At 61.0% G+C, this 25,087-nt stretch carries 20 protein-coding genes; 10 read left to right on the top strand and 10 right to left on the bottom strand.

Going from position 1 to position 25,087, the window contains the following annotated elements; genetic code table 11:
• The first annotated feature begins 31 nt into the window (after positions 1–31).
• Both recJ and ACI77H_RS13175 read left to right on the top strand, forming a co-directional pair.
• Positions 32–1,741, top strand: a complete 1,710-nt coding sequence (gene recJ / locus ACI77H_RS13180) for a single-stranded-DNA-specific exonuclease RecJ (protein ID WP_407012285.1) — start codon at positions 32–34, stop codon at positions 1,739–1,741.
• Between the two features lie 268 nt (positions 1,742–2,009).
• Positions 2,010–3,116, top strand: coding sequence for an NADH:flavin oxidoreductase/NADH oxidase (locus ACI77H_RS13175; protein WP_407012284.1), 1,107 nt, complete (start codon positions 2,010–2,012; stop codon positions 3,114–3,116).
• Positions 3,117–3,192: 76 nt separating this feature from the next.
• Here the strand turns inward: ACI77H_RS13175 and ACI77H_RS13170 are convergent, their stop codons facing one another.
• Positions 3,193–4,818, bottom strand: a complete 1,626-nt coding sequence (locus tag ACI77H_RS13170; RefSeq protein WP_407012283.1) for a glucan biosynthesis protein D — start codon at positions 4,816–4,818, stop codon at positions 3,193–3,195.
• A 413-nt stretch (positions 4,819–5,231) separates the two neighbouring features.
• Between ACI77H_RS13170 and ACI77H_RS13165 the strand changes: the two genes are divergently transcribed.
• A complete protein-coding gene (locus tag ACI77H_RS13165; RefSeq protein ID WP_017340256.1) occupies positions 5,232–5,417 on the top strand; it encodes a hypothetical protein in 186 nt (61 codons plus the stop codon).
• A 195-nt stretch (positions 5,418–5,612) separates the two neighbouring features.
• On the opposite strand, the gene ACI77H_RS13160 is transcribed toward ACI77H_RS13165, so the two are convergent.
• The 9 genes from ACI77H_RS13160 to ACI77H_RS13120 form a co-directional block, all read right to left on the bottom strand.
• Complete coding sequence (locus ACI77H_RS13160; RefSeq protein WP_407012282.1) at positions 5,613–6,119, bottom strand: Bro-N domain-containing protein; 507 nt, start codon at positions 6,117–6,119, stop codon at positions 5,613–5,615.
• Between the two features lie 429 nt (positions 6,120–6,548).
• Positions 6,549–8,033 (bottom strand): APC family permease, encoded by a 1,485-nt coding sequence (locus ACI77H_RS13155; protein WP_407012281.1) that lies wholly within the window; start codon positions 8,031–8,033, stop codon positions 6,549–6,551.
• Between the two features lie 250 nt (positions 8,034–8,283).
• Entirely contained in the window at positions 8,284–9,708 is a 1,425-nt protein-coding gene (locus ACI77H_RS13150) for a gamma-aminobutyraldehyde dehydrogenase (protein WP_407012280.1), read from the bottom strand.
• A gap of 164 nt (positions 9,709–9,872) precedes the next feature.
• Positions 9,873–10,682, bottom strand: coding sequence for an ABC transporter permease (locus ACI77H_RS13145; protein WP_407012279.1), 810 nt, complete (start codon positions 10,680–10,682; stop codon positions 9,873–9,875).
• Complete coding sequence (locus tag ACI77H_RS13140) at positions 10,672–11,619, bottom strand: ABC transporter permease (RefSeq protein ID WP_407012278.1); 948 nt, start codon at positions 11,617–11,619, stop codon at positions 10,672–10,674. Before ACI77H_RS13140 ends, ACI77H_RS13145 begins: the two co-directional genes overlap by 11 nt.
• Before the next feature lies 1 nt (position 11,620).
• Entirely contained in the window at positions 11,621–12,658 is a 1,038-nt protein-coding gene (locus tag ACI77H_RS13135) for an ABC transporter ATP-binding protein (protein WP_407012277.1), read from the bottom strand.
• 105 nt (positions 12,659–12,763) lie between these two features.
• A complete protein-coding gene (ydcS, locus tag ACI77H_RS13130) occupies positions 12,764–13,915 on the bottom strand; it encodes a putative ABC transporter substrate-binding protein YdcS (protein ID WP_407012276.1) in 1,152 nt (383 codons plus the stop codon).
• 82 nt (positions 13,916–13,997) lie between these two features.
• Positions 13,998–15,485, bottom strand: coding sequence for a gamma-aminobutyraldehyde dehydrogenase (locus ACI77H_RS13125; protein ID WP_407012275.1), 1,488 nt, complete (start codon positions 15,483–15,485; stop codon positions 13,998–14,000).
• A 101-nt stretch (positions 15,486–15,586) separates the two neighbouring features.
• Entirely contained in the window at positions 15,587–16,501 is a 915-nt protein-coding gene (locus ACI77H_RS13120; protein ID WP_008072897.1) for a LysR family transcriptional regulator, read from the bottom strand.
• A 186-nt stretch (positions 16,502–16,687) separates the two neighbouring features.
• Between ACI77H_RS13120 and ACI77H_RS13115 the strand changes: the two genes are divergently transcribed.
• The 7 genes from ACI77H_RS13115 to ACI77H_RS13085 all read left to right on the top strand — a co-directional run bounded on the left by ACI77H_RS13115 (position 16,688) and on the right by ACI77H_RS13085 (position 25,074).
• Positions 16,688–17,410: a tellurite resistance TerB family protein gene (locus tag ACI77H_RS13115; RefSeq protein ID WP_407012274.1), complete on the top strand. Its 723-nt coding sequence runs from the start codon at positions 16,688–16,690 to the stop codon at positions 17,408–17,410.
• Between the two features lie 247 nt (positions 17,411–17,657).
• On the top strand, positions 17,658–19,280 hold the full coding sequence (locus ACI77H_RS13110) for a methyl-accepting chemotaxis protein (protein ID WP_407012273.1): 1,623 nt from the start codon (positions 17,658–17,660) through the stop codon (positions 19,278–19,280).
• Positions 19,280–19,816 carry a chemotaxis protein CheW gene (locus ACI77H_RS13105; RefSeq protein WP_407012272.1) on the top strand — a complete coding sequence of 179 codons (537 nt, stop codon included), beginning with the start codon at positions 19,280–19,282 and terminating at the stop codon, positions 19,814–19,816. Before ACI77H_RS13110 ends, ACI77H_RS13105 begins: the two co-directional genes overlap by 1 nt.
• Complete coding sequence (locus ACI77H_RS13100) at positions 19,813–21,081, top strand: CheR family methyltransferase (protein WP_407012271.1); 1,269 nt, start codon at positions 19,813–19,815, stop codon at positions 21,079–21,081. The genes ACI77H_RS13105 and ACI77H_RS13100 overlap by 4 nt, the downstream gene beginning before the upstream one ends.
• Positions 21,078–21,761 (top strand): chemotaxis protein CheW, encoded by a 684-nt coding sequence (locus ACI77H_RS13095; RefSeq protein ID WP_407012270.1) that lies wholly within the window; start codon positions 21,078–21,080, stop codon positions 21,759–21,761. The genes ACI77H_RS13100 and ACI77H_RS13095 overlap by 4 nt, the downstream gene beginning before the upstream one ends.
• Positions 21,758–24,067, top strand: a complete 2,310-nt coding sequence (locus ACI77H_RS13090; RefSeq protein WP_407012269.1) for a hybrid sensor histidine kinase/response regulator — start codon at positions 21,758–21,760, stop codon at positions 24,065–24,067. Before ACI77H_RS13095 ends, ACI77H_RS13090 begins: the two co-directional genes overlap by 4 nt.
• Positions 24,064–25,074, top strand: a complete 1,011-nt coding sequence (locus ACI77H_RS13085; protein WP_407012268.1) for a chemotaxis response regulator protein-glutamate methylesterase — start codon at positions 24,064–24,066, stop codon at positions 25,072–25,074. The genes ACI77H_RS13090 and ACI77H_RS13085 overlap by 4 nt, the downstream gene beginning before the upstream one ends.
• Positions 25,075–25,087: the final 13 nt, after the last annotated feature.

The raw sequence follows: 25,087 nt of genomic DNA, 5'->3' as shown, positions 1-25,087 counted from the left end.
CTACGTATTCAAGAGAAGCATCTGTTACCCCATGCGCATCGAACCTCGCCTGTTGCCCGACACCCTGCCATTCCTCGGTGATCTCCCACCGCTGCTGACCCGTTTGTACGCGGCGCGGGGCGTGCTGTCCGAGGCTGAACTGGACAAGAGCCTGGCGCGGCTGATTCCGTTCCAGCAGCTCAAGGGCATTGATGTCGCGGTGGATTTGCTGGTGACCGCGCTGGAGCAGCGTCAGCGGATTCTGATCGTCGGCGACTTCGACGCCGACGGCGCGACGGCCAGTACTGTGGGCATGTTGGGCCTGCGCCTGTTGGGCGCGGCTCACGTTGATTATCTGGTGCCGAACCGCTTCGAGTATGGCTACGGCCTTACACCTGAAATCGTCGAAGTGGCCCTGACCCGCACGCCGCAGTTGCTGATCACCGTGGACAACGGCATCTCCAGTGTCGAAGGTGTGGCGGCGGCGAAAAAGGCCGGCCTTCAGGTGCTGGTCACCGACCACCACTTGCCCGGCGATGAACTGCCGTTGGCCGATGCCATCGTCAATCCCAACCAGCCGGGGTGCGGGTTCCCGAGCAAGGCACTGGCCGGCGTCGGGGTGATTTTCTACGTGCTGATGGCCCTGCGCGCACGCCTGCGCAGCCTCGGCTGGTACGAGAACCAGCAGCAACCGAACATTGGTGAATTGCTGGATCTGGTGGCGTTGGGCAGCGTCGCTGACGTGGTACCGCTGGATGCCAATAACCGGATTCTCGTGCATCAAGGCCTGGAGCGAATTCGCGCCGGACGTGCGCGGCCGGGGATCAAGGCAATCCTCGAAGTGGCGAAGCGCGATCATGCGCGCATCACTTCCACCGACCTCGGGTTCATCGTCGGCCCGCGCCTGAACGCGGCAGGGCGGTTGGATGACATGAGTCTGGGCATCGAATGCCTGCTCACCGAAGATGCCGCACTCGCCCGGGAAATGGCCGTTCAGCTCGACGGCATGAACCAGGACCGCAAATCCATCGAGCAAGGCATGCAGCGCGAGGCGCTGGCCCAGCTCAAGGACTTGCCGGTGGAATCGATGCCGTTCGGCCTGTGCCTGTTCGATCCCGAGTGGCACCAGGGTGTCATCGGAATCCTCGCTTCGCGTATGAAAGAGCGCTATTTCCGTCCGACGTTCGCCTTTGCCGATGCAGGCGACGGATTGCTGAAGGGCTCGGGGCGTTCAGTGCAGGGCTTCCATATTCGCGACGCCTTGAGCGTGGTGGCGGCGCAGCATCCAAACTTGATCAGCAAGTATGGCGGTCACGCCATGGCGGCAGGTTTGACTTTACCGGAAGCGAATTTTCCGCTGTTCGCCGAAGCCTTTGACGCTGAAGTGCGTAGGCAATTGCGCGAGGAGGACCTGACCGGAAGACTGTTGTCGGACGGGACCTTAGCCGTTGAAGAGTTCCACCTCGAACTGGCGCGAGCGCTGCGGCATGCCGGTCCTTGGGGGCAACACTTCCCGGAGCCGTTGTTCCATGGCGTATTCCAGTTGGTCGAACAACGCGTTGTTGGCGAACGGCACCTCAAAGTGGTGCTCAAAAGTGAATGTGGTTCGGTCAAACTCGACGGCATTGCCTTTGGCATCGACCGTGATATCTGGCCAAATCCGACCATCAAGTGGGTGGAATTGGCCTACAAACTCGACCTCAACGAGTTTCGCGGGAATGAGACGGTCCAGTTGATGATTGCCCACATCGAACCGCGTTGATCCCATCGCCGGCAAGTCAGCTCCTACAGGATTTGCGCACACCCTGTAGGAGCCGGCTTGCTGGCGATAGCGATTTTGCTGACGCTGAATCTCTTGGAACCCTCCCTCATCGCCCATTGTCGACTAGGCTCTAAGCACTGCTTGATTGGCCTTGTGACGTCTTGTCGAATTTTTTGCCCGCGGGGGCGGGTGCTGCACCTTTTTCCTGTCACTCGTCGACTTTTCAAACAGAACCCTGGAGCCTGCCCACTGATTCGAGAGGTGCCCCATGAGTCTGCTGCTTGAACCCTATACCCTTCGTCAATTGACCCTGCTCAACCGTATCGCGGTGTCACCGATGTGCCAGTACTCCAGCGTCGATGGCCTGGCCAATGACTGGCACCTGGTCCACCTCGGCAGCCGTGCTGTCGGTGGCGCCGGTCTGATTTTTACCGAAGCCACGGCCGTCACCGCCGATGGACGCATCACCGGCGAAGACCTCGGCTTGTGGAATGACGAACAGATCGAACCCCTGCAACGCATCACTCGCTTCATCGCCGCCCAAGGTGCCGTCGCCGGCATTCAGTTGGCCCACGCCGGGCGCAAGGCCAGCACCCATCGGCCGTGGATTGGCAAGCACGGTAGCGTCAAACTGGAAGACGGTGGCTGGATGCCGGTCGGTCCTTCACCCATTGCGTTCGACCCGCAACACACTCCACCGAAGCAGCTCAATGAGGGCGAAATTGCCGAAGTTATCCAGGCGTTCGTCGACTCTGCGAAACGCGCGCTGACCGCCGGTTTCAAAGTTGTCGAAGTCCACGCCGCCCACGGTTACCTGCTGCACCAGTTTCTGTCACCCCTGAGCAATCAGCGGCGCGATCAATATGGTGGTTCGTTCGAGAATCGAATTCGGCTGGTGCTGCAAGTCACCGAAGCGGTGCGGGCTGTCTGGCCTGAGGAATTGCCGGTGTTCGTGCGCGTTTCCGCCACCGATTGGGTGGAGGACGGCTGGAACCCGGATGAAACCGTTGAACTGGCGCGACGCCTCAAAGGTTTGGGTGTGGACCTGATCGATGTGTCGTCGGGAGGCACGGCGGCCAACGCGGAAATTCCTACCGGTCCCGGTTATCAAACCCGCTTCGCCGAACGAGTGCGCAAGGAGTCGGGCATCGCCACCGGCACCGTAGGAATGATCACCGAGCCGGCCCAGGCCGAGCACATCCTGCGCACCTGTCAGGCAGACATCATCTTCCTCGCCCGTGAGCTGTTGCGCGATCCGTATTGGCCGTTGCATGCGGATGATGATTTGGGGGGGCGCAAGGCCATCTGGCCGGCGCAATATCAGCGTGCAACGCACAGGGATCAGCCGATTCATGAGTCGGATTTGCGTGACTGAGTGAGGCGGAAAAAGCAAAAAGCCCCGGTCGAAGTGATCGGGGCTTTTGTGTTTTTGTGCGGACAACCCTTTAACGTCAGGTGTACTTACGCTTCTCCGGCGCCGGCGGGAAGTACTGATACAACCAGGTCTCGCTCAACGTCCGGTCATTGGTCCGGATGAACAACCGCAGCTCCACCGGTGCCACACTGTCGTTGGTCGGGAACCAGTCGAACGTAATCCGGTAGCCCTTGATGTCATCCAGCACCAGCACATTGAAGTCTTTGACCTCGCCGTTGGAGCACGTGACCACCGGCTCAATGCCTGTGCCTTCCGGCAAGCGGTCCAGGCCGCCGCCAGTGAAGTCCACCGCAAACCGGCGTGCCCACACCTCGGGGTAATGCTCGCCCGGCGCCCAGCCTTCAGTGAAGCCGCCCATGCCCGAACGGGTCGCGGCGACTCGCGCCAGCGGCGTGCCGACCGGCGGCAAAGCGCTCCAGTACAGCTTGTAGCCGTAGTTCAGGGAATCACCCGCCGCGACCGGTTTTTTCGGGGTCCAGAACGCGACGATGTTATCCAGGGTTTCGCCGGTCGTAGGAATTTCCAACAGATCGATAGAGCCTTCGCCCCACGCGGTTGTAGGTTCGACCCACAGGCTTGGGCGCTTGCTGTACCAGTCGACCGTGTCCTGATAATTGGCGAATTCGTGATCGGTCTGTACCAGGCCGAAACCTTTCGGGTCGGTGTCGGCGAAGGCGTTGAATTGCAGGGTGGCCGGATTGTTCAGCGGTCGGCAGATCCACTCGCCATTGCCACGCCACATCGCCAGGCGATCCGAGTCATGGATCTGCGGGTGAATGGTGTCGCACATGCGCCGCTCATGGGTGCCACAGCTGAACATGCTGGTCATCGGTGCGATGCCCAATTGTTCGATGGCGGTACGCGCGTTGATATGAGCGTCGACGGCCATGACGACCTGACTGGCCTGGCAATCGATGTCAAAACGGTAGGCACCGGTCGCGCTCGGTGAATCCAGCAGGGCATACACCACGAAACGGGTGCTGTCCTTGTCCGGGGTTTCAAACCAGAACTTGGTGAAGTCCGGGAATTCTTCACGTTTCTTGGCATAGGTATCGACTGCCAGACCGCGCGCCGACAGGCCGTATTGGCCAGTGGCATCTACCGCACGGAAATAGCTGGCGCCGAGGAACGACAACACATCGTGCCGGTCCAGTTCAGGCGCCTTGAACAGCTTGAACCCGGAAAAACCCAGGTCCCCTGTGAGCTGCTTGGTATCGACCGTGGTTTTTTCATAGTTGAACAGCGAAGGGCGGAAATGCACCTCCCGCGCCTGACGCGTCTTGGGGTCGACGCTGTACATGCGCACCGGCTGCTTGAAACCCATGCCGACGTGGAAAAACTGCACATCCAGCTGACCTTTCAAATCCTTCCACAGGGAATGATTGGCGTCGTAGCGGATCGCGTTGAAATTTTGTGGGGTCATGGTCGCCAGGGTCGGCGGCAGCACCTGCTTGGTGTCCTGATAGCGGTTGCCGGCAAGCTGCTTGGCCTGGATCTTCAGGGCTTCGAAATCGAACGCCTGAGCCTCGCCATCAGCCGTGTCGTTGCCGGCCCAGGCCCGCGCGGCCAGCAGGCCGGAGGCGGACAAACCGGTGTAGGCGGCGATGGCCATGGACGCTTTGAGCAAATTCCTGCGGTGCATAAGTACAACCTGTCGTGAACAATCCCGTGCCGTTCCTGGCACGTGCGGGATCAAAAATGGAGGTTCGGACATGCCTTCGGCCAAACGCAACGGACTTTAAACAGATGCCAAATAGCTTAAACCGTTCGGTGGCAGAGCAAAAATGATTGATGGCGTGACAATGGCGCGGCTGTGAAACAAGACATTTCCGGTAACGTTTCCCACAGTGGTTTCTGATTTACAGGGCGTTTCTGCTTTTTTCGACTAATTACTCTAAAAACCGCTTTTCAGCGCCCGGATAGTTTCTATTCTATGGGCATGACCGGTTTCTGCCCTCAGGCCGGTGGGATTCAGTTGGCACGAGTTGACCGCTGAAAAAGGGTAGGGCGATGCAGTTTTTGAAGTTTTTTTTGACGTAGAGAGGGACATCGTCCATGTCGAAAGTACAAGGCATCACCGAAATGTTGGGGATCTTCCCTTGCCTGGGCATCGGGCGGCGAAGGCGTCGGCTTAATTCCGAGGAATTGAAACTGGTGGAGCGGTATCGCGAGTTGTCGGAGAGTGACCGGATCGCGATGCGGTATCTGGTGGATGCGATGCGGAGTGTTTCGCGGTTTTAGGGAGCTGATAGATGTGGCCGTGACATCAGTGTCACGGCCGGATCTTGTTGAATGAAAGCAACACTTGAGATGCACACTCACTGTAGGAGCGAGCTTGCTCGCGATGGACTTCAACGCGCCGCGTTAAATCTGGAATCACGCGTTATCGTTGACGACCATCGCGAGCAAGCTCGCTCCTACATTGACCTCTAGTGTCTAACTACAGGTGCCCATGATCGGGAACGGTCGCTGCGCCTGCACCAGATCCGGCATGTCCCGCCACTTGATCCAGGCTGACTGTTTCCAGTGCAGCAGCGGCACGGAGAGCCCGCCCCATTGCAACGAACTCAAGCTAGGCATGTTATCCACCGACACCGCATTCGACTCTCGCAGCGCAGGTATGACTTCGTTACTCAGCCATTGGCGCAGGTTGCGGTTTTCCGGGACGAAATGGTGGACCAGCAATGCGTACATTCCAGATTCGCTGACCATGAGTGATTCGACGGTTTTGCCGTTCTTCAGCAGCCAGACATATCGGCGCTGATCGGGGTCGAGTTTTTGGGTGAGTCGCTGGTCCAGCGGGCGGCCCATCAAACGTCCCAGATCGTGGACGCAGAACCAGGCTTGGTTGGCTTGGATGACAGCGTGGAGGAAACGGTTGTGGCGGGGGAAGATGGTTGGGGTGAAGTAGGAGGCGGCTGCGGTTTTTGTGTGCTCTGACATGACTTAAATTCCGTTTTGAATTGGAAAGTCACCACCAACCCTTCGACAGGTTAGGTGGCGAACCGAGTGGCGTTCGAAGTCGGGACACTTCCAGGTCAAAACGGAAGCTGAAAGGCCCGCGCCACACGGCCCGCCATAAAGCAGAACTAGAGGTAGAAAAGCAGCCACAGTTCTATGGGGGCACGTAAGCACCGTTCTGACATTTCCCGGCTTCGACTCCGGATCGCTGATTTTGCAGCGATGGGACAAAGCCTATCGGTCAGGCGCTCGCAGCGGCAAGTCTACTCTGGCGACGCGTGTCGTAGGAATTGGAGCCTTTGCGAGAAGGCTTGGTCTGTAGGATTTTCCTGTTTTTGCACGAAGCGTAAAACTGGAGTCTGAGGCGCCAAGATTGCCCCGGGAACTCAGATGATCCCGGGGCAATCGTTCTTAGTGACCAACCTTCCAAGCATCCCCCGCAGGCGCCGTGCCATGGTCATACGGCTTGGCCATCCACATGTAAAGCAACCCCAGCCCAATCACGATCGCAGTACTCAACACCATCGCATAGTTGATGTACCACGCCGCATCCGGTGTACGCGGCCAGGCCATGTTGATGATGGCGCCGACACCATAAACCAGCGCGCCGATGTTCACCGGCCAACCCCATGCACCGAGGGTGAATTTGCCGCTCGGTTTCCAGCCTTTCAGGCGTGCATACAACGCCGCGAGCACGATCATCTGGAACGCGAGGTAGATGCCGATGGCGGCGAAGCTGACGATGGTGGCCACTGCGTCTTGCAGGAAGAAGCCCAGAATAATGATCAGCGCCGGCAGGACACCGGAGACGAACAGCGCGGCAACCGGAACCTGAGTCGTAGGGGAAATCTTCTTCAGCAGTGAGCTGCCGATGACCATTTCGTCCCGTGCGTAGGAATACAGCAGACGACTCGCCGCCGCTTGCAGGCTGATGACGCAGGAGATGAAGGAAATCATCACCACGCCCATCACTACTTTTGAGCCGACCGGGCCGAAGGCGTTGTTGAGGATGGTGGTGACCGGGTCTTTGTCGGTGCCGTTGATCACAGCTTGCATGTCCGGTACGGCAAGGATCAGTGCCAGGCAAGCGAACATGGCCGCGATGCCGCCGATGTAGATGGTCATGCGCATGGCCACCGGGATTTGCTTGCTCGGGTTCGGGGTTTCTTCAGCCACGTCGCCGCAGGCTTCGAAACCGTAGTACAGGAACATGCCTGCCAAGGAGGCGGTGAGGAAGGCCGGCAGGTAGGAACCATCAACGCTAATGTCGAAGGTGTTGAACAACACGCTGATCGGCTGATGGCGTTCGAAAATCAGCAGGTACACGCCGACGATCACCGCGCCGACCAGTTCGCAGAGAAAGCCGAACATGGCGATTCGCGCCAGCACTTTGGTGCCACTGAGGTTGACCAGTGTCGCGAACAGCGTCAGCACCAGGGCGATGACGATGTTGGTGTTACTGCTCGGTTCAAAACCCATCATTGCGGCCAGATAAGGCCCGGCACCGACGGCAACGGCGGCGATGGTGACGCACAGGGCGATGGAGTAGATCCAGCCGACCATCCACGCCCAGCGCTTGCCCACCAGGCGGCGCGCCCACGGGTAGACGCCACCGGAAATCGGGAACTGCGAGACCACTTCGCCGAAGATCAGGCACACCAGCAACTGGCCGCAACCGACCAGCAAATAGGCCCAGAACATCGGTGGACCACCGGCAGCGAGGCACAGGCCGAACAGGGTATAAACCCCTACGACCGGGGAGAGGTAAGTGAAGCCCAGGGCGAAGTTTTCCCACAGGCTCATGCTGCGGTTGAAGTTGGAGGTGTAACCCAGCTTGCGGAGTTGCTCGGCATCGCTGTCGGCAGCGGCTGCGGAGAGTTCGGGGATTGCGCTCATGGTGTGTTAGCTCCGGAAAATCGGCAGATTTCGGATGTCCGAAACCGTGGCGGGGCCTTGGCGGCGCTGCCCGGATCGGTGGTTATTGTTTTGTTTGTCTGCGTTGAAACCTGGTGGTACGTGTTGCCGGTTTCTGCCTTGAAACCGAGGTGACAGCATCGCCAGCAAGCTGGCTCCTGCAGGTTTGTGCCGTGTGCCAATAATGTGAACGACACAAAACCCTGTAGGAGCCGGCTTGCCGGCGATGCTTTTAGTGCTTGAACATCACATGCCGCACAACGGTGTAATCCTCCAGCCCATACATCGACATGTCCTTCCCGTAGCCGGACAATTTCTGACCGCCGTGGGGCATTTCACTGACGAGCATGAAATGCGTGTTCACCCAAGTGCAGCCGTACTGCAACCGCGCCGACAAGCGATGCGCGCGACCGACGTCGGCGGTCCACACCGACGACGCCAGGCCGTAGTCCGAATCGTTGGCCCAGCCCAGCACCTGCGCTTCATCGGTGAATTTGGTCACCGACACCACCGGCCCGAACACCTCGCGGCGGACGATCTCGTCGTCCTGCAGCGCGTCGGCCAGCACCGTTGGCTCGAAGAAGAAGCCATTGCCTTCAACCGCCTTGCCGCCAGTGATCAAACGGATGTGCGATTGCGCCACGGCGCGCTCGACAAACCCGGCCACCCGGTCGCGGTGTTGCGCGGTGATCAGCGGGCCGAGTTCGGTCGACGGGTCATCCTGCAAGCCGTACTTGATGCTGCTGACCGCCGCGCCGAGCTTCTCGACGAATGCGTCGTAGATGCCTTCCTGCGCGTAGATGCGGCAGGCGGCGGTGCAGTCCTGGCCGGCGTTGTAGAAACCGAAGGTGCGAATGCCTTCCACGGCGGCGTCGATGTCGGCGTCGTCGAAGATGATCACCGGGGCCTTGCCGCCCAGTTCCATGTGCATGCGTTTGACGCTGTCGGCGGTGCTGGAAATGATGTTCGCGCCGGTGGCAATGGAACCGGTCAGTGACACCATGCGCACTTTCGGATGGGTGACCAGCGGGCTGCCGACGGTAGGACCACGGCCGAACACCAGGTTGAGCACACCGGCCGGGAATATTTCCGACGCCAGTTGCGCCAGGCGCAACGCGGTCAGCGGGGTTTGTTCCGACGGCTTGAGCACCACGGTATTACCGGCGGCGAGGGCCGGGGCGATTTTCCAGGCGACCATCATCAGCGGGTAGTTCCACGGCGCGATGGAGGCGATCACGCCCACTGGATCGCGGCGGATCATCGAGGTGTGCCCGGCCAGGTATTCACCGCCCGCCGAACCGCTCATGCAACGGCTGGCGCCGGCGAAGAAACGGAACACGTCGGCAATCGCCGGGATCTCGTCGTTCAGCGCGGCGCTGTAGGGTTTGCCGCAGTTGTCGGATTCGAGTTTGGCCAGCTCTTCGCCGTGGGCTTCGATGGCGTCGGCGAGTTTGAGCAGCAGCAGCGAGCGCTCTTTCGGCGGGGTTTGCGACCAGCTGTCGAACGCCGCGTCGGCGGCCCGCACGGCGGCGTCGACCTGGGCTTCGCTGGCTTCGTTGATTTCCACCAGCACGCGACCGAGGGCCGGGTTGAATACCGGTTGGGCGGGGCCTTCGCCGTCGAGCAATTGGCCGTTGATCAAGAGTTTGGTTTGCATGGCGTTGTCCTCTTCGAATCTATTATTTTTCTACCGGAACCGAATCCCTGTGGGAGCGGGCTTGCCCGCGATAGCGGTCTGTCAGCCGACATCTCTGTTGAATGTCAGTCAGTCATCGCGAGCAAGCCCGCTCCCACAGGTATCCGGTTCCTCCAGTTATTCAGTTATTTCCCGCCACTCCCCGCCACGCTCTCACCGCCACGGGTCAGGTAATAGGCGCCGAGAATCGGCAGCATGGTCACCATCATCACCAGCATCGCGACGACGTTGGTCACCGGTACATCCCGTGGGCGGCTGAGCTGGTTCAGCAGCCACAGCGGCAGGGTGCGTTCATGGCCGGCGGTGAAGGTGGTGACGATGATTTCGTCGAACGACAGCGCAAACGCGAGCATGCCGCCGGCGAGCAGCGCCGAGCCAAGGTTTGGCAGGACGATGTAGCGAAAGGTCTGCCAGCCATCGGCACCGAGGTCCATCGAGGCTTCGATCAAACTGTGCGACGTGCGGCGCAAACGGGCGATGACGTTGTTGTAGACGATCACCACGCAGAAGGTCGCGTGGCCGACGATGATGGTGAACATCCCCGGCTCGATGCCCAGCGTCTTGAAGGTCGCCAGCAGCGCGATCCCGGTGATGATCCCCGGCAAGGCAATCGGCAAAATCAGCATCAGCGAGATGCCCTGCTTGCCGAAGAAATCCCGGCGGTATAACGCTGCCGATGCCAGCGTGCCGAGCACCATCGCAATCAACGTCGCGACGGAGGCGATCTGTAGCGACAGCTTGATTGCTTCCAGTACGTCCGGCCGCGAGAACGCCACGCCGATCCACTTCAGGGTGAAACCCTTGGGTGGAAAACTGAACGCCGTATCTTCGGTGTTGAAGGCGTAGAGGAAGATGATCAGGATCGGGAAGTGCAGGAACACCAACCCGCCCCACGCGGCGATTTTCAAGCCGATTGATGCTTTCTCAGAGTGCATCGAAGGCCCCCAGTCGTTTGACGATGGTCAGGTAAATGGCGATCAACACAATTGGCACCAGCGTGAAGGCCGCGGCCATCGGCATGTTGCCGATCGCGCCTTGCTGGGCGTACACCATGCTGCCGACGAAGTACCCCGGCGGACCCACCAGTTGCGGCACGATGAAGTCGCCCAGGGTCAGCGAAAAGGTGAAGATCGAACCCGCCGCGATGCCTGGAATCGACAGCGGCAAAACCACCTGCATGAAGGTCTGGCGTGGCTTGGCGCCCAGGTCGGCGGAGGCTTGCAGCAACGAGGGTGGCAGGCGTTCCAGCGAGGCCTGGATCGGCAGGATCATGAACGGCAGCCAGATGTAGACGAACACCATGAACCGCCCCAGGTGCGAGGTCGACAAGGTACTGCCACCCACGCCCGGAATCCCCAGCACAAACTGCAACACCGGCTCCAGTCCAAGGTGCTGAACGAACCATTGCGCCACGCCGCCCTTGGCCAGCAGCAAGGTCCAGGCGTAGGCCTTGACGATGTAGCTGGCCCACATCGGCATCATCACCGCGATGTAGAAAAACGCCTTGGTTTTGCCCGTGGTGTAGCGCGCCATGTAGTAGGCAATCGGGAACGCGACGATGGCGCTGGCAATCGACACCACGACCGCCATGCTCAGGGTACGCAGGATGATGTCGAAGTTCGACGGCTGGAACAGCGCGGCGAAGTTGGCCAGGGTCAGGTCCGGCGTGACCGCCATGGTGAAGTCGTCGAAGGTGTAGAAGCCTTGCCACAGCAGCGCCAGCAGCGAGCCGAGGTAGATCGCGCCGAACCACAACAGCGGCGGCACCAGCAGCAGCGACAGGTAAAAGTTCGGCCGGCGATACAGCAGGTTGGAAAACCTGCGCAACGGCGAGCCGCCGGCCGGGGTTTGAGGGAGAGCGACGCTGGTCATCTCACACCCCACCGGCAACGGTGTCGTGCAGCGGGATCATCGCTTCCCGCGCCCAGCGTGCGCTGATGCGTTGCCCGGTCTGATGCTGCGCGCTGACGTCCAGCCATTGATTGTTGGCCTGGCTGATGCTCAGGGTTTGACCGTTTTCCAGTTTCAGTTCATAGCGGGTGGCGCTGCCCTGGTACTGAATGTCGTGGAGCAAACCACTGACTTCGATTTCGTGACTGGCCAGCGGGCCTTCAGCGAAACGCACGTGTTCCGGGCGAATCGAAAACGGCTGCGGGTTGCCGCTGAGCTGCTGCGCCAGATCGCCGCGAATCACGTTGGAGGTGCCGACGAATTCCGCAACGAAGGTGGTCGCCGGTTTCATGTAGAGGTTGCGCGGCGTATCGACCTGCTCGATGCGGCCCTTGTTGAACACGGCCACGCGGTCGGACATCGATAGCGCTTCGGTCTGATCGTGGGTGACGAAGATGAAGGTGATGCCGAGCTGGCGTTGCAGTTTTTTCAGTTCACTTTGCATTTGCTCGCGCAGCTTCAGATCAAGGGCGCCGAGGGGCTCGTCGAGCAGCAGCACCCGAGGGCGATTGACCAATGCGCGGGCCAGGGCCACACGCTGGCGCTGACCGCCAGACAGTTGCACCGGTTTGCGTGCGCCATAGCCGCCGAGGGCGACCATGTCGAGGGCTTCTTCGGCGCGTTTGCGGCGTTCGGTTTTGCCGACGCCTTTGACTTTCAAACCGTAGGCGACGTTGTCGAGTACGTTCATGTGCGGGAACAGCGCGTAGTCCTGAAACACCGTGTTGACGTCACGCTCATACGGCGGCAGCCCGGCGGCTTCGTGGCCGTGAATCCGGATCGAACCTGCACTTGGTTGTTCAAAACCGGCGATCAGGCGCAAACACGTGGTTTTGCCTGAGCCGGAAGGGCCCAGCATGGAAAAGAACTCGCCGTCCTGGATGTCGATGGAAACCCGGTCTACGGCTTTCACTTCGCCGAATAGACGGGAAACGTTGGTGAACTGGACTGCAAGCGTCATGGTGCGGAACTCCGGGAATCTGAATCTTTAAAAGCATCGCGAGCAGGCTCGCTCCCACATTGGAATGCGTTCACTTGTGGGAGCGAGCCGGCTCGCGAAGAGGGCTTAACGGCCGCCCATGATCGCGATGTAGTCCTGGGTCCAGCGGCTGTACGGCACGAACTTGCCGCCTTCAGCCTGCGGGGTTTTCCAGAAGGCGATCTTTTCGAACTGGTCGAAACCGTTGGTTTTGCAGCCTTCGGCGCCGAGCAATTCGTTGTCTTTGCACGCCGCCGGCACAGCAGGCAATGAGCCGAACCACGCCGCTACGTCACCCTGGACTTTCGGTTGCAGCGACCAGTCCATCCACTTGTAGGCGCAGTTCGGGTGCTTGGCCTCGCTGTGCAACATGGTGGTGTCGGCCCAACCGGTTGAACCTTCTTTCGGAATGACCGAGGCCACCGGCTGCTTGTCCGCCACCAGCCCGTTGACCATGTAGCCCCAGGTGCTGGACGCCACGACGCCTTCGTTCTTGACGTCGCTCATTTGCACAGTCGCGTCATGCCAGTAGCGGTGGATCAACGGTTGCTGCTTGCGCAGCAGGTCCAGAGCGGCTTTGTACTGCTCTTCATTGAGCTCGTACGGGTTCTTGATGCCCAGTTCCGGTTTGGTCGATTTGAGATAGAGCGCCGCATCGGCAATGTAGATCGGGCCGTCGTAGGCTTGAACGCGGCCCTTGTTGGACTTGCCGTCCGGCAGGTTCTGTTCTTCGAACACCACACTCCAGCTGTCCGGGGCAGTCTTGAACACGTTGGTGTTGTACATCAACACGTTCGGGCCCCACTGATACGGAGTGCCGTAGGTTTGTTTATTGACGACGTACCACGGGCCATCTTTCAGGCGTGGGTCGATGTTTTTCCAGTTTGGAATCAACGCGGTGTTGATCGGCTGCACGCGTTTGCCGACGATCAATCGCAGGGACGCATCGCCCGACGCGGTCACCAGGTCGTAACCGCCCTTGGACATCAGGCTGACCATTTCATCGGAAGTGGCGGCCGTTTTGACGTTCACCTTGCAGCCGGTTTCCTTCTCGAAACCGGTCACCCAGTCGTAGGCCTTGTCGCTTTCGCCACGTTCGATGTAGCCCGGCCAGGCGACGATATCCAGCTGACCTTCGCCGGCACCGACGGCTTTCAGCGGTTCGGCGGCCTGGATGCTGGCGCTCGCCAACAGCGCCGTGGTGATTGCACTGAGCAGTGCGGTCTTGTGCACGAACATGGGAATTCCCTCTTCTTTAATTATGGTCGGGGCAGTTGTGAACGTGGTGAAGCATGCCGTTAGCGGCTTGTTGTTAGCGTAGTCAGAGATGCTGCCCGTGGCGCGCCATGATGTGCCGCACCACGCTGTAGTCCTGAAGCGAATCGCTGGAGAGGTCTTTGCCGTAGCCCGAACGTTTCAGGCCGCCGTGGGGCATTTCGCTGACCAGCATGAAATGGCTGTTGATCCAGGTGCAGCCGTACTGCAAGCGCGCGGCCACTTGCATGGCTTTGTCGAGGTTCTGGGTCCAGATCGAGGAGGCGAGGCCATATTCCGAATCATTGGCCCAGTCCACTGCTTGTTCGAGTTGATCGAAACGGGTCACGGTGACCACCGGGCCGAACACTTCGCGCTGCACGATTTCATCGCTCTGCTTACAGCCGGCCAGCAACGTCGGCTGGTAATAGAAGCCCGCGCCGGAATGCACGGCCGCGCCGGTCACGCGCTCGATGTGCGGCTGGCCGAGGGCGCGTTCGACGAAACTGGCCACGCGGTCGCGCTGACGGGTGCTGATCAGCGGGCCGATTTCGTTGTCGGCATCGCGCTTGCCGGCGAAGCGCAGGCTGCTGACCGCTGCGCCGAGTTCGGCCACCAGTCGGTCATGAATGCCGGCCTGTGCATAAATCCGGCAGGCGGCGGTGCAGTCCTGGCCAGCATTGTAATAACCGTACGTACGCACGCCTTCGACCACGGCCTGAATGTCGGCATCGTTGCAGACGATCACGGGCGCTTTGCCGCCGAGTTCGAGGTGTGTGCGTTTCAGGGTTTTCGCCGCGGCTTGCAGGATTTTTTGCCCGGTGACGATATCGCCGGTCAGCGACACCATGCGGATTTTCGGGTGACTGACCAAGTGGCTGCCCACGCCTTCACCGCCGCCGCAAATGATGTTGATCACGCCGCGCGGCAGAATCTCGGCCAGCGCGGGCGCCAGGGCCAGAATCGACAGCGGCGTGTGCTCGGACGGTTTGAACACCAGTGTGTTGCCCGCCGCGAGGGCCGGGGCGATTTTCCACGCGGCCATCATGATCGGGTAGTTCCACGGCGCGATGGACGCGACAACCCCAATCGGATCGCGCCGCACCATGCTGGTGTAACCCGGCAGGTATTCGCCGCTGAGCTGGCCGGTCTGGCAGCGCACCGCGCCGGCGAAAAAGCGGAACACGTCGACCGTCGCGCTCAAGTCGTCCTGTCGCGCCAGATGCAACGGCTTGCCGCAGTTCAGGGATTCGAGGCGAGCGAGCAGGTCGGCCTGTTTTTCGATGGCGTTGGCGATGTCCAGCAGTAGGTTCGAGCGTTGTTGCGGCGTGGTCCGCGACCAACTGGCGAACGCACGGTGGGCGGCAAGGATCGCGGCTTCGACTTGCTCGGTGCTGGCTTCGGCGATGTGCGTCAGCACCTCACCGGTGGCCGGGTTGAGGATCGGTTCGACAAAACCCTGACCCGCGACCAGTTCGCCATCGATCAACAGTGCGGTGAACAACGGGGTCTGCGCGCCAGCCATTTTTCGGGTTCTCTTTTCTTGTGTGGCCATGCTGCTCCCTGTGACTGGGGCCGGCCGTCTTATATAGATGAATCAAGACTAGTGCCCGGACCCGAGGTCGACAAATACTAAATACTGAAGGTGGCGTTCGATTAAATAGATGGCTTGCGCCCGCCGTGGGGTTGCTCGCGGGCGACGGTCAGAAACGGGTCGACCAGCGCCGGCCGCGCCGTGCCGCGACGCCAGGCCAGGCCGACGTCGAGGGTCTGGCTCAGGTCTGCGATTGGCCGCGCTTCGATGATGTCGCCCTCCAATGACCATGGGCGATAGGTCATGTCCGGCTGGATCGACACGCCCAATCCGGCGGCCACCAGGCTTCGCACCGCTTCGGTCGAGGCGGTGCGAAGGGTGATGCGCGGTTGAAGCGACGCCGCCGACCACATGCGCTGGGCGTTGCGGTCCATTTCATCGACGTTCAGTTGGATCAGCGGTTCACGGGCGACGTCGGCGAGGTTGATGCTGTCGTGTTCCAGCAGCGGATGCTGGGCCGGCAGCCATAAACGATGGGGCGAATGGGTCAGCACTTCCGTTTGCAAGGCGTGGCGATCTTCGAGGTTGGAGAGGATCAGCACGCCGACATCGATCTCGCCGCTGACCAGCAAATGTTCGATGTACGGGCGCTCGTCCTCCATCACGCGGATCTCGACGTTGGGGTAGGCGCGTTGAAAACGGGTGAGCAAATCCGCGAGGTAGTAACCGGCGACAAGACTGGTAACACCGATGATTAATTGCCCCGCGACCTGGTCGGTGCTTTGTTGCAGGCTGCGCTTGGCGTTATCCACCGTTGCCAGAATCAAGTGCGCCTGGCGCAGGAATTGATGCCCCTGGTGAGTCAGCGTCATGCCCTTGGCGTGGCGGTTGAACAGCCCGACGCCGATTTCCTGCTCCAGTTGCTGGATGGCCAGGGTCAGTGTGGATTGGGAAATAAACGCGGTTTGCGCGGCGGCAGAGATCGAGCCTGTCTCGGCCACCGCGATAAAATGGCGAATTTGACGCAACGTCATCATGAAGAAGTACCCGGTGGGCGGTTTTTATAGATTCACTCGAGTGTATATCTTTTTAATCGATAGGCTTTTCCGCGTCGCAAGAGATGAGCAACATCTGGAAGCACTCTCGCCGGGAGGGGCTGGGCACTTTCGATCTAGGCTGGTGGCCTTAAGTGTCCGGTTAAGCCCTTTCGTGGAGGCGGCAAAATGAATACGCGTGGATTGCTCGATCAACTACTCAAATCCGGCCAGGACCTGTTGCAGAACAAGGCCGGTGGCGCGCAGAACAAGGCATCCAGTGGAGGATTGGGCGGATTGCTCGGCAGCAGCGGTGGCTCGGGCGGGCTCGGCAGCCTGCTGTCCGGCGCGGGTGGCGGCGCACTGGCGGCGGGCGCCATGGGCCTGTTGATCGGTAACAAGAAGGTTCGCAAGGTCGGCGGCAAAGTCGTCATTTACGGCGGCCTCGCGGCGCTTGGCGTGATTGCCTACAAGGCCTACGGCAACTGGCAGGCGCAGCAGGGCACGGCGCCGCAACAAGAACCGCAAACCGTTGATCGCGTGCCAGCGGCGCAGGTCGAGCAACACAGCCAGGCGATTCTCAAGGCGCTGGTGGCGGCGGCCAAGGCGGATGGTCACGTTGACGAGCGCGAACGCGCGTTGATCGAAGGCGAGTTCACCAAGCTCGACAACGACCGGGAGCTGCAACACTGGCTGCATGCCGAACTCAACAAACCCCTCGATCCGACTGATGTCGCCCGCGCTGCCAGCACCCCGGAAATGGCGGCCGAGATGTACATCGCCAGCGTAATGCTGGTTGACGAAGAGAACTTCATGGAAAAGTCCTACCTCGATGAGCTGGCCCGCCAGCTGAAGCTGGAACCGGGCTTGAAGGCCGAGCTGGAAAAACAGGTGCGCCAGGCTTCTGTGTAGCGTCCGGGTTTAAATCCTGTATCGCTCTGGAGGTCGCCATCGCTGGCAAGCCAGCTCCTGCAAGGGAGTTTCGGGGAGCGCTGCATTTGTGTACAACCTGTAGGAGCCGGCTTGCCGGCGATAGCATTTTTCGCCACGCCACCCTTCTCATTTCATTGAGCTGAGAACCGCCGCACATCCGTCTTATAAATGAAACACCGCCCTCGGCTATACTCCGCAGCATTTGAAACGGCCCCGAGGACTGACTGTGAAGAACTGGACGTTGCGCCAACGCATTTTGGCGAGCTTTGCGGTAATTATCGCCATCATGTTGCTGATGGTCGTCGTCTCGTATTCGCGGCTGCTGAAGATCGAAACCAGCGAAGCCAGCGTGCGTGACGACGCGCTTCCAGGGGTCTATTACAGTTCGACGATTCGCGGTGCCTGGGTCGACAGTTATCTCCAGATCCAGGAAATGCTCGGCTTGAAAGAAGGTCAGGGCATCAGTGCCGAAGACGCCGCCGACTTCAAAAGCTTTGAGGCGCGTTTGCAAGATGCGATGAGTAACTATCGCTCCACCGTCACCACGGAGGAAGACAGGGTCGAATTCGCAGCCTTCGAAAAACTCCATGCGGACTACGGCAAAATCCTGGCCACGGTGCTCGACTTGCATAAGCGCAATCAAGAGGCCGAGGCTATCAAGTTGTTCAACGAACAACTGACCCCGACCTGGACCGCAGGGCGCATAAAGCTCAATGACATCCTGCGTGAAAACAAAGCGGTGGCCGACCAGGACATGGCGAACATCGACGACGCCGTAGTGACCGCCAAAATCATCATGGGTATTTCCCTGCTGATCGCGGTACTGGCCGCCGGTCTCTGCGGCCTGCTGCTGATGCGCGCGATCATGGCGCCGATGAACCGGATCGTCGAAATTCTCGAGATCATGCGCACCGGCGACCTCAGCCGTCGCTTGAGCCTCGCCCGCAAGGACGAATTCGGTGCCGTGGAAACCGGCTTCAACGACATGATGACCGAGCTGACATCGTTGGTGTCTCAGGCGCAGCGCTCGTCGGTGCAGGTCACCACGTCCGTGACCGAAATCGCCGCCACCTCCAAGCAACAACAAGCCACTGCCACTGAAACGGCCGCCACCACCACCGAAATCGGCGCCACTTCCCGTGAAATCGCCGCCACTTCGCGCGATCTGGTACGGACCATGACCGAAGTCTCCACCGCCGCCGATCAGGCCTCGGTGTTGGCCGGCTCCGGGCAACAAGGCCTGGCGCGCATGGAAGACACCATGCATTCGGTGATGGGCGCGGCCGATCTGGTCAACGCCAAACTGGCGATCCTCAACGAGAAGGCCGGCAACATCAATCAAGTGGTGGTGACCATCGTCAAGGTCGCCGACCAGACCAACCTGTTGTCCCTGAACGCTGCCATTGAAGCCGAGAAGGCCGGTGAATACGGCCGCGGCTTTGCCGTGGTCGCCACCGAAGTACGGCGTCTGGCGGACCAGACTGCCGTGGCCACTTACGACATCGAGCAGATGGTGCGCGAAATCCAGTCGGCGGTGTCGGCCGGGGTCATGGGCATGGACAAATTCTCCGAAGAAGTGCGCCGCGGCATGTCCGAGGTGCAGCAGGTCGGCGAGCAGCTGTCGCAGATCATCCATCAGGTTCAGGCGCTCGCGCCGCGGGTGTTGATGGTCAACGAAGGCATGCAGGCCCAGGCCACCGGCGCCGAGCAGATCAACCATGCACTGGTGCAGTTGGGCGATGCCAGCAGCCAGACCGTCGAATCCCTGCGTCAGGCCAGTTTCGCCATCGACGAGCTGAGCCAGGTGGCGGTCGGGCTGCGCAGCGGCGTTTCGCGATTCAAAGTCTGATGAGCGAACTCACGGCCAAACGCACCGCCGTGAAGCCGGCGTTGCACGCATTGTTTCTGGTGTTTCGCATCGGCAGCGAGCGCTATGCCTTGCAAGCGATCGAGGTGGCGGAGGTGCTGCCGCGTCTGCCGTTGAAGCCGATAGCCCGCGCGCCGGACTGGGTCGTCGGGGTGTTCGCCTACCGTGGCGCCGTGGTGCCGGTGATCGACCTCAGTGCGCTGACCTTCGGTAAACCGGCCCAGGCGCGCACCAGCACGCGTCTGGTATTGGTCAATTACCGTGCAGATGAGAACGCTGAGACGAAATTGCTTGGGCTGATCCTGGAGCAGGCCACCGACACGCTGCGCTGCAACCCGGCGGATTTTCAGCCTTATGGCCTCGACAATCGCCAGGCGCCGTACCTCGGGCCGGTGCGTGAAGACGCGCAAGGTTTGCTGCAATGGGTGAGGGTCGCCGATCTGCTGGACGAGCAGGTTCGGGCGCTGCTGTTTCCGTCACCACCGCTGGACATGGCGGAATTTGAGGCGCGGCCATGAACAGCGATCAGCGGTTTTTCGATTTCCTCAAGGAACGCATCGGCCTCGACGTCACCTCGGTGGGCCCGGCGATCATCGAACGTGCGGTGCGCCAGCGCAGCACAGCGTCCAACGCGCTGACGGCCGATGAGTATTGGCACACCTTGCAGGGCTCGCGGGACGAGCAACAAGCGCTGATCGAAGCGGTGATCGTTCCCGAAACCTGGTTTTTCCGTTACCCGGAATCCTTTGCCACCCTGGCTAAACTGGCCGCCAAGCGCCTGACCGATATCAATCACATGCGCGCATTGCGGATTCTCAGCCTGCCGTGTTCCACCGGCGAAGAACCGTATTCCATTGCCATGGCCTTGCTCGATGCCGGGTTCAAACCGCATCAGTTCAAAGTCGAAGGCATGGACGTCAGCCCGCTGTCGGTGGAAAAAGCCAAACGCGCGCTGTACGGCAAGAATTCGTTTCGCGGTCATGACGTCGCGTTTCGCGAGCGGCATTTCACCGTCGAGGACGAAGGCTATCGCCTCAGCGAACGCGTGCTCGAACAGGTGCGTTTGCAGGTCGGCAATCTGCTGGATCCGGCGTTGCTGGCCAACGAACCGCCGTATGACTTCGTGTTCTGCCGCAACCTGCTGATCTATTTCGATCAGCCGACGCAACAACAAGTGTTCGAAGTGCTCAAGCGCTTGACCCATACCGACGGTGTGCTGTTTATCGGCCCCGCCGAGGGCAGTTTGCTGGGGCGCTTGGGCATGCGTTCGATCGGTATCGCGCAGTCATTTGCGTTCAGTCGCCAGAGCGCGCCCGAGCCCGAGCCTTTTCCAGCCTTCGTGCCAACACCATTGCCAGTGCGCCAACCGGTGCGCAGCGTCACGCCGCCGCCCTTGCGCCAGCGGCCCTTCGCAACGGTGACGCCGCTGCCGGTGGCGACTAAAGCCGTAAACCCAGACGCCGCCACGTTGCTGGCCAACATCGCCGCACTGGCCAACGAAGGCAAAAGCGCTGACGCCCGCGCCGCGTGTGACAGCTACTTGCGCAGCCATGAACCGGTGGCCCAGGTGTTTTACTGGCTGGGATTGCTCAGCGATGTCGCCGGCAGCGCTTTTGAAGCGCAGGGTTTTTATCGCAAGGCGTTGTACCTCGAACCGCAACATCCCGACGCGTTGATGCACCTGGCAGCCTTGCTGCAATCCCAGGGCGACACGGCGGGCGCCAAACGATTGCAGGACCGCGCCGCCCGCAGCGAGCGCGCAGACAGTGAGCGCAAACGATGAATGCCGCCGACAGCTTTAGCCTCACCCATGAAGATGCGCAGGCCATCGACGATTGCTGGAACCGCATCGGTATCCACGGCGACAAGTCCTGCCCGCTGCTGATCGAACACATTCACTGCCGCAATTGCGCGGTGTACTCGGCGGCGGCTACGCGTTTGCTCGACCGCTATGCGTTGCAGCAGGAAGACCGCGGGCAAGTCTTCGTCGCGGTCGAAAGCGAGGTAAAAACCCGCTCGCTGTTGATGTTCCGCCTCGGCGAAGAATGGTTGGGCCTGGCCACTCGCAGCCTGGTGGAAGTGGCGCCGCTGCAAGCGATTCATTCCCTGCCGCACCAGCGCTCCCGGGCCCTGCTCGGCGTGGCGAATGTGCGCGGCGCTCTGGTGGCGTGCCTGTCGCTGGTGGAGTTGCTCGGGCTCGACGGCGCGAGCAGCGTGGCGACTGGCGCGCGCGTGATGCCGCGCATGCTGATCATCGCCGCCCACGGCGGACCGGTGGTGGTGCCGGTGGACGAGGTCGACGGGATCCATGCCATCGACGAGCGCATCCTCGAGGCAGCATCGCGTTCCGGTACGCAGGCCAGCGCCAAATACACCCGTGGCGTGTTGCAATTCAAAGGTCGCAGCCTGCGTTGGCTGGATGAAGAACAGCTGCTGTCCGCCGTGACCCGGAGCCTCACATGACCCCCGAGCAAATGCGTGATGCCTCTTTGCTCGAACTGTTCAGCCTCGAAGCCGAGGCCCAGACCCAAGTGCTCAGCGCCGGTCTGTTGGCGCTGGAGCGCGACCCGACTCAGGCCGATCACCTCGAATCGTGCATGCGCGCCGCACACTCGCTCAAAGGCGCGGCGCGGATCGTCGGGGTCGATGCCGGCGTCAGCGTCGCGCATGTGATGGAGGACTGTCTGGTCAGCGCGCAAGAAGGGCGGTTGTATCTGCGGCCCGAGCACATTGACGCGTTGCTGCAGGGCACCGATTTGCTGATGCGTATCGCGACGCCAAACAACGCACCGACGCCCGTGGAGATCGATGCCTATGTGGCGCTGATGGCGCGTTTGCTGGATCCGCTGGCACTCGCCGCGCCGATCAGCACACCGATTGCGCCGTTCATGGCCGAAGCCGAGCCAGACATCCCTTTCGTTGAACTGCCCGTTGCGCAAGTCGAGCCGATCGCCGCCGTTCCCGAAGCGCCGGCCGCCCCGATTACATCCCCGCGTAAAAACAGGCGCACCACCGAAAACGGTGAGCGGGTCCTGCGGGTCACGGCTGAACGCTTGAACAGCCTGCTCGACTTGTCGAGCAAATCCCTGGTGGAAACCCTGCGCCTCAAACCGCACCTGGCCACCATGCAACGCCTCAAACGCATGCAGAACAACGGCCTGCGCGCGCTGGAAAACCTCAATGTCCATCTCAAAGACCAGACCTTGAGCCTGGAAGCCCGGGAAGCCCTCGACGATGCGCGGCGGTTGCTGGCGGAGTCCCAGCAGTTGCTGGTGGAAAAGAACGCCGAGCTGGACGAGTTCGCCTGGCAGGCCAGTCAACGCGCGCAAGTCTTGTACGACACCGCGCTGGCCTGTCGCATGCGGCCGTTTGCCGATGTGCTGAGCGGGCAAGCGCGCATGGTCCGCGACCTCGGCCGTGATTTGGGCAAGCAGGTACGGCTGGAGATCGAGGGCGAGAAAACCCAGGTCGATCGCGACGTCCTGGAAAAACTCGAAGCGCCGCTGACGCACCTGTTGCGTAACGCTGTCGACCACGGCATCGAATCCCCGGAGCAACGGCTGCTGGCCGGTAAACCGGCAGAAGGTTTGATTCGCCTGCGCGCCTCGCATCAGGCCGGTCTGTTGGTGCTGGAATTGAGCGATGACGGCAACGGCGTCGACCTGGAAAAGGTCCGCCGCAGCATCATCGAACGTCAATTGTCCCCGGCCGACACCGCCGCGCAGTTGAGTGAAGAGGAGCTGCTGACGTTCCTGTTCCTGCCGGGTTTCAGCCTGCGCGACAAGGTCACTGAGGTCTCCGGACGCGGCGTCGGCCTCGACGCGGTTCAGCACATGGTCCGCCAGTTGCGCGGCGCAGTGGTGCTGGAACAGACGGCGGGCGAGGGCAGCCGCTTCCATCTCGAAGTGCCGCTGACGCTGTCGGTGGTGCGCAGCCTGGTGGTGGAGGTCGGCGAAGAGGCGTATGCGTTTCCGCTGGCCCACATCGAGCGCATGTGCGACCTGCAGCCGGCGGACATCGTGCAGGTCGAAGGCCGTCAGCATTTCTGGTACGAAGGCCGGCATGTCGGGTTGGTCGCGGCCAGCCAGTTGCTTCAGCGTCCGGCGAGCGCGAACAGTCAGCAAACGCTCAAGGTCGTGGTCATCCGCGAGCGCGATGCGATCTACGGCGTGGCCGTCGAACGGTTCATCGGCGAGCGCACGCTGGTGGTCTTGCCGCTGGACGAGCGTTTGGGCAAAGTGCAGGACATTTCCGCCGGTGCGCTGCTCGACGACGGTTCGGTGGTGCTGATCGTCGACGTTGAAGACATGTTGCGGTCGGTGGACAAACTGCTCAATACCGGGCGTCTGGAGCGGATTGCCCGTCACAGTAATCAGGCGCCCGAAGCGGCGCGCAAGCGAATTCTGGTGGTCGACGATTCGCTGACCGTTCGCGAGTTGCAGCGCAAGTTGCTACTCAATCGTGGCTACGACGTGGCCGTGGCGGTGGACGGCATGGATGGCTGGAATGCCCTGCGCTCGGAGGATTTCGATCTGCTGATCACCGACATCGATATGCCGCGCATGGACGGCATCGAACTGGTGTCTTTATTGCGCCGGGACAATCGATTGCAATCGCTGCCGGTGATGGTGGTGTCCTACAAGGATCGTGAAGAAGACCGTCGTCGTGGACTGGACGCCGGAGCCGACTATTATCTAGCCAAAGCCAGTTTTCATGACGACGCCCTGCTTGATGCAGTGGTTGAGCTCATAGGAGGAGCGCGGGCATGAAAATCGCAATCGTCAACGATATGCCCATGGCCGTGGAGGCTCTGCGCCGCGCCTTGGCGTTTGAGCCTGCGCACGAGGTGATCTGGGTCGCCAGTAACGGCGCCGAGGCGGTGCAACGTTGCGTGGAAAACACCCCGGACCTGATCCTGATGGACCTGATCATGCCGGTGATGGATGGTGTCGAGGCGACGCGACGAATCATGGCCGAGACGCCGTGTGCCATCGTTATCGTCACCGTCGACCGCCAGCAGAATGTGCACCGGGTGTTCGAGGCCATGGGCCACGGTGCTTTGGATGTGGTCGATACGCCGGCAATCGGTGCGGGCAATGCCCAGGAAGCGGCGGCGCCGTTACTGCGCAAAATCCTCAACATCGGTTGGCTGATCGGCGACAAGGGCAATCGCGTGCGCCCCGCGCCGGGCCCGTTGCGCAACGCCGGTTCCCGGCAAAAACTGATCGCCATCGGTTCGTCCGCCGGCGGGCCGGCGGCGCTGGAAGTCCTGCTCAAGGGACTGCCCCGGGATTTCCCGGTGGCTATCGTGCTGGTGCAGCACGTCGACCAGGTGTTCGCCGCCGGCATGGCCGAATGGCTCAGCAGCGCCAGCGGCCTGAACGTGCGCCTGGCCCAGGAAGGCGAGCCGCCACAGGCCGGCACCGTGCTGCTGGCCGGCACCAACCACCATATTCGCTTGTTGAAAAACGGTACGCTGGCGTACACCGCCGAGCCGGTCAACGAGATCTATCGGCCCTCGATCGATGTGTTTTTCGAGAGCGTGGCCAGTTACTGGAATGGTGATGCCGTCGGGGTTTTGTTGACCGGCATGGGGCGCGATGGCGCGCAGGGGCTTAAACTCATGCGCCAACAGGGCTACCTGACCATCGCTCAGGACCAACAAAGCAGCGCGGTGTATGGCATGCCGAAGGCGGCAGCGGCCATCGACGCGGCTGTGGAGATTCGCCCGCTGGACAGAATAGCGCCACGACTGCTGGAGATTTTCGCCAAATGACTACGCATAGCAG

Source organism: Pseudomonas sp. O230 (assembly GCF_045447035.1).
Classification (GTDB): Bacteria; Pseudomonadota; Gammaproteobacteria; order Pseudomonadales; family Pseudomonadaceae; genus Aquipseudomonas.
This window is presented reverse-complemented; position numbering and strand designations above follow the sequence as displayed.

Excerpts from the sequence above, each read along its gene's own strand:
- recJ (WP_407012285.1), top strand. The coding sequence starts at position 32 with ATGCGCATCGAACCTCGCCTGTTGCCCGACACCCTGCCATTCCTCGGT.
- ACI77H_RS13175 (WP_407012284.1), top strand. The coding sequence starts at position 2,010 with ATGAGTCTGCTGCTTGAACCCTATACCCTTCGTCAATTGACCCTGCTC.
- ACI77H_RS13170 (WP_407012283.1), bottom strand. The coding sequence starts at position 4,818 with ATGCACCGCAGGAATTTGCTCAAAGCGTCCATGGCCATCGCCGCCTAC.
- ACI77H_RS13165 (WP_017340256.1), top strand. The coding sequence starts at position 5,232 with ATGTCGAAAGTACAAGGCATCACCGAAATGTTGGGGATCTTCCCTTGC.
- ACI77H_RS13160 (WP_407012282.1), bottom strand. The coding sequence starts at position 6,119 with ATGTCAGAGCACACAAAAACCGCAGCCGCCTCCTACTTCACCCCAACC.
- ACI77H_RS13155 (WP_407012281.1), bottom strand. The coding sequence starts at position 8,033 with ATGAGCGCAATCCCCGAACTCTCCGCAGCCGCTGCCGACAGCGATGCC.
- ACI77H_RS13150 (WP_407012280.1), bottom strand. The coding sequence starts at position 9,708 with ATGCAAACCAAACTCTTGATCAACGGCCAATTGCTCGACGGCGAAGGC.
- ACI77H_RS13145 (WP_407012279.1), bottom strand. The coding sequence starts at position 10,682 with ATGCACTCTGAGAAAGCATCAATCGGCTTGAAAATCGCCGCGTGGGGC.
- ACI77H_RS13140 (WP_407012278.1), bottom strand. The coding sequence starts at position 11,619 with ATGACCAGCGTCGCTCTCCCTCAAACCCCGGCCGGCGGCTCGCCGTTG.
- ACI77H_RS13135 (WP_407012277.1), bottom strand. The coding sequence starts at position 12,658 with ATGACGCTTGCAGTCCAGTTCACCAACGTTTCCCGTCTATTCGGCGAA.
- ydcS (WP_407012276.1), bottom strand. The coding sequence starts at position 13,915 with ATGTTCGTGCACAAGACCGCACTGCTCAGTGCAATCACCACGGCGCTG.
- ACI77H_RS13125 (WP_407012275.1), bottom strand. The coding sequence starts at position 15,485 with ATGGCCACACAAGAAAAGAGAACCCGAAAAATGGCTGGCGCGCAGACC.
- ACI77H_RS13120 (WP_008072897.1), bottom strand. The coding sequence starts at position 16,501 with ATGATGACGTTGCGTCAAATTCGCCATTTTATCGCGGTGGCCGAGACA.
- ACI77H_RS13115 (WP_407012274.1), top strand. The coding sequence starts at position 16,688 with ATGAATACGCGTGGATTGCTCGATCAACTACTCAAATCCGGCCAGGAC.
- ACI77H_RS13105 (WP_407012272.1), top strand. The coding sequence starts at position 19,280 with ATGAGCGAACTCACGGCCAAACGCACCGCCGTGAAGCCGGCGTTGCAC.
- ACI77H_RS13100 (WP_407012271.1), top strand. The coding sequence starts at position 19,813 with ATGAACAGCGATCAGCGGTTTTTCGATTTCCTCAAGGAACGCATCGGC.
- ACI77H_RS13095 (WP_407012270.1), top strand. The coding sequence starts at position 21,078 with ATGAATGCCGCCGACAGCTTTAGCCTCACCCATGAAGATGCGCAGGCC.
- ACI77H_RS13090 (WP_407012269.1), top strand. The coding sequence starts at position 21,758 with ATGACCCCCGAGCAAATGCGTGATGCCTCTTTGCTCGAACTGTTCAGC.
- ACI77H_RS13085 (WP_407012268.1), top strand. The coding sequence starts at position 24,064 with ATGAAAATCGCAATCGTCAACGATATGCCCATGGCCGTGGAGGCTCTG.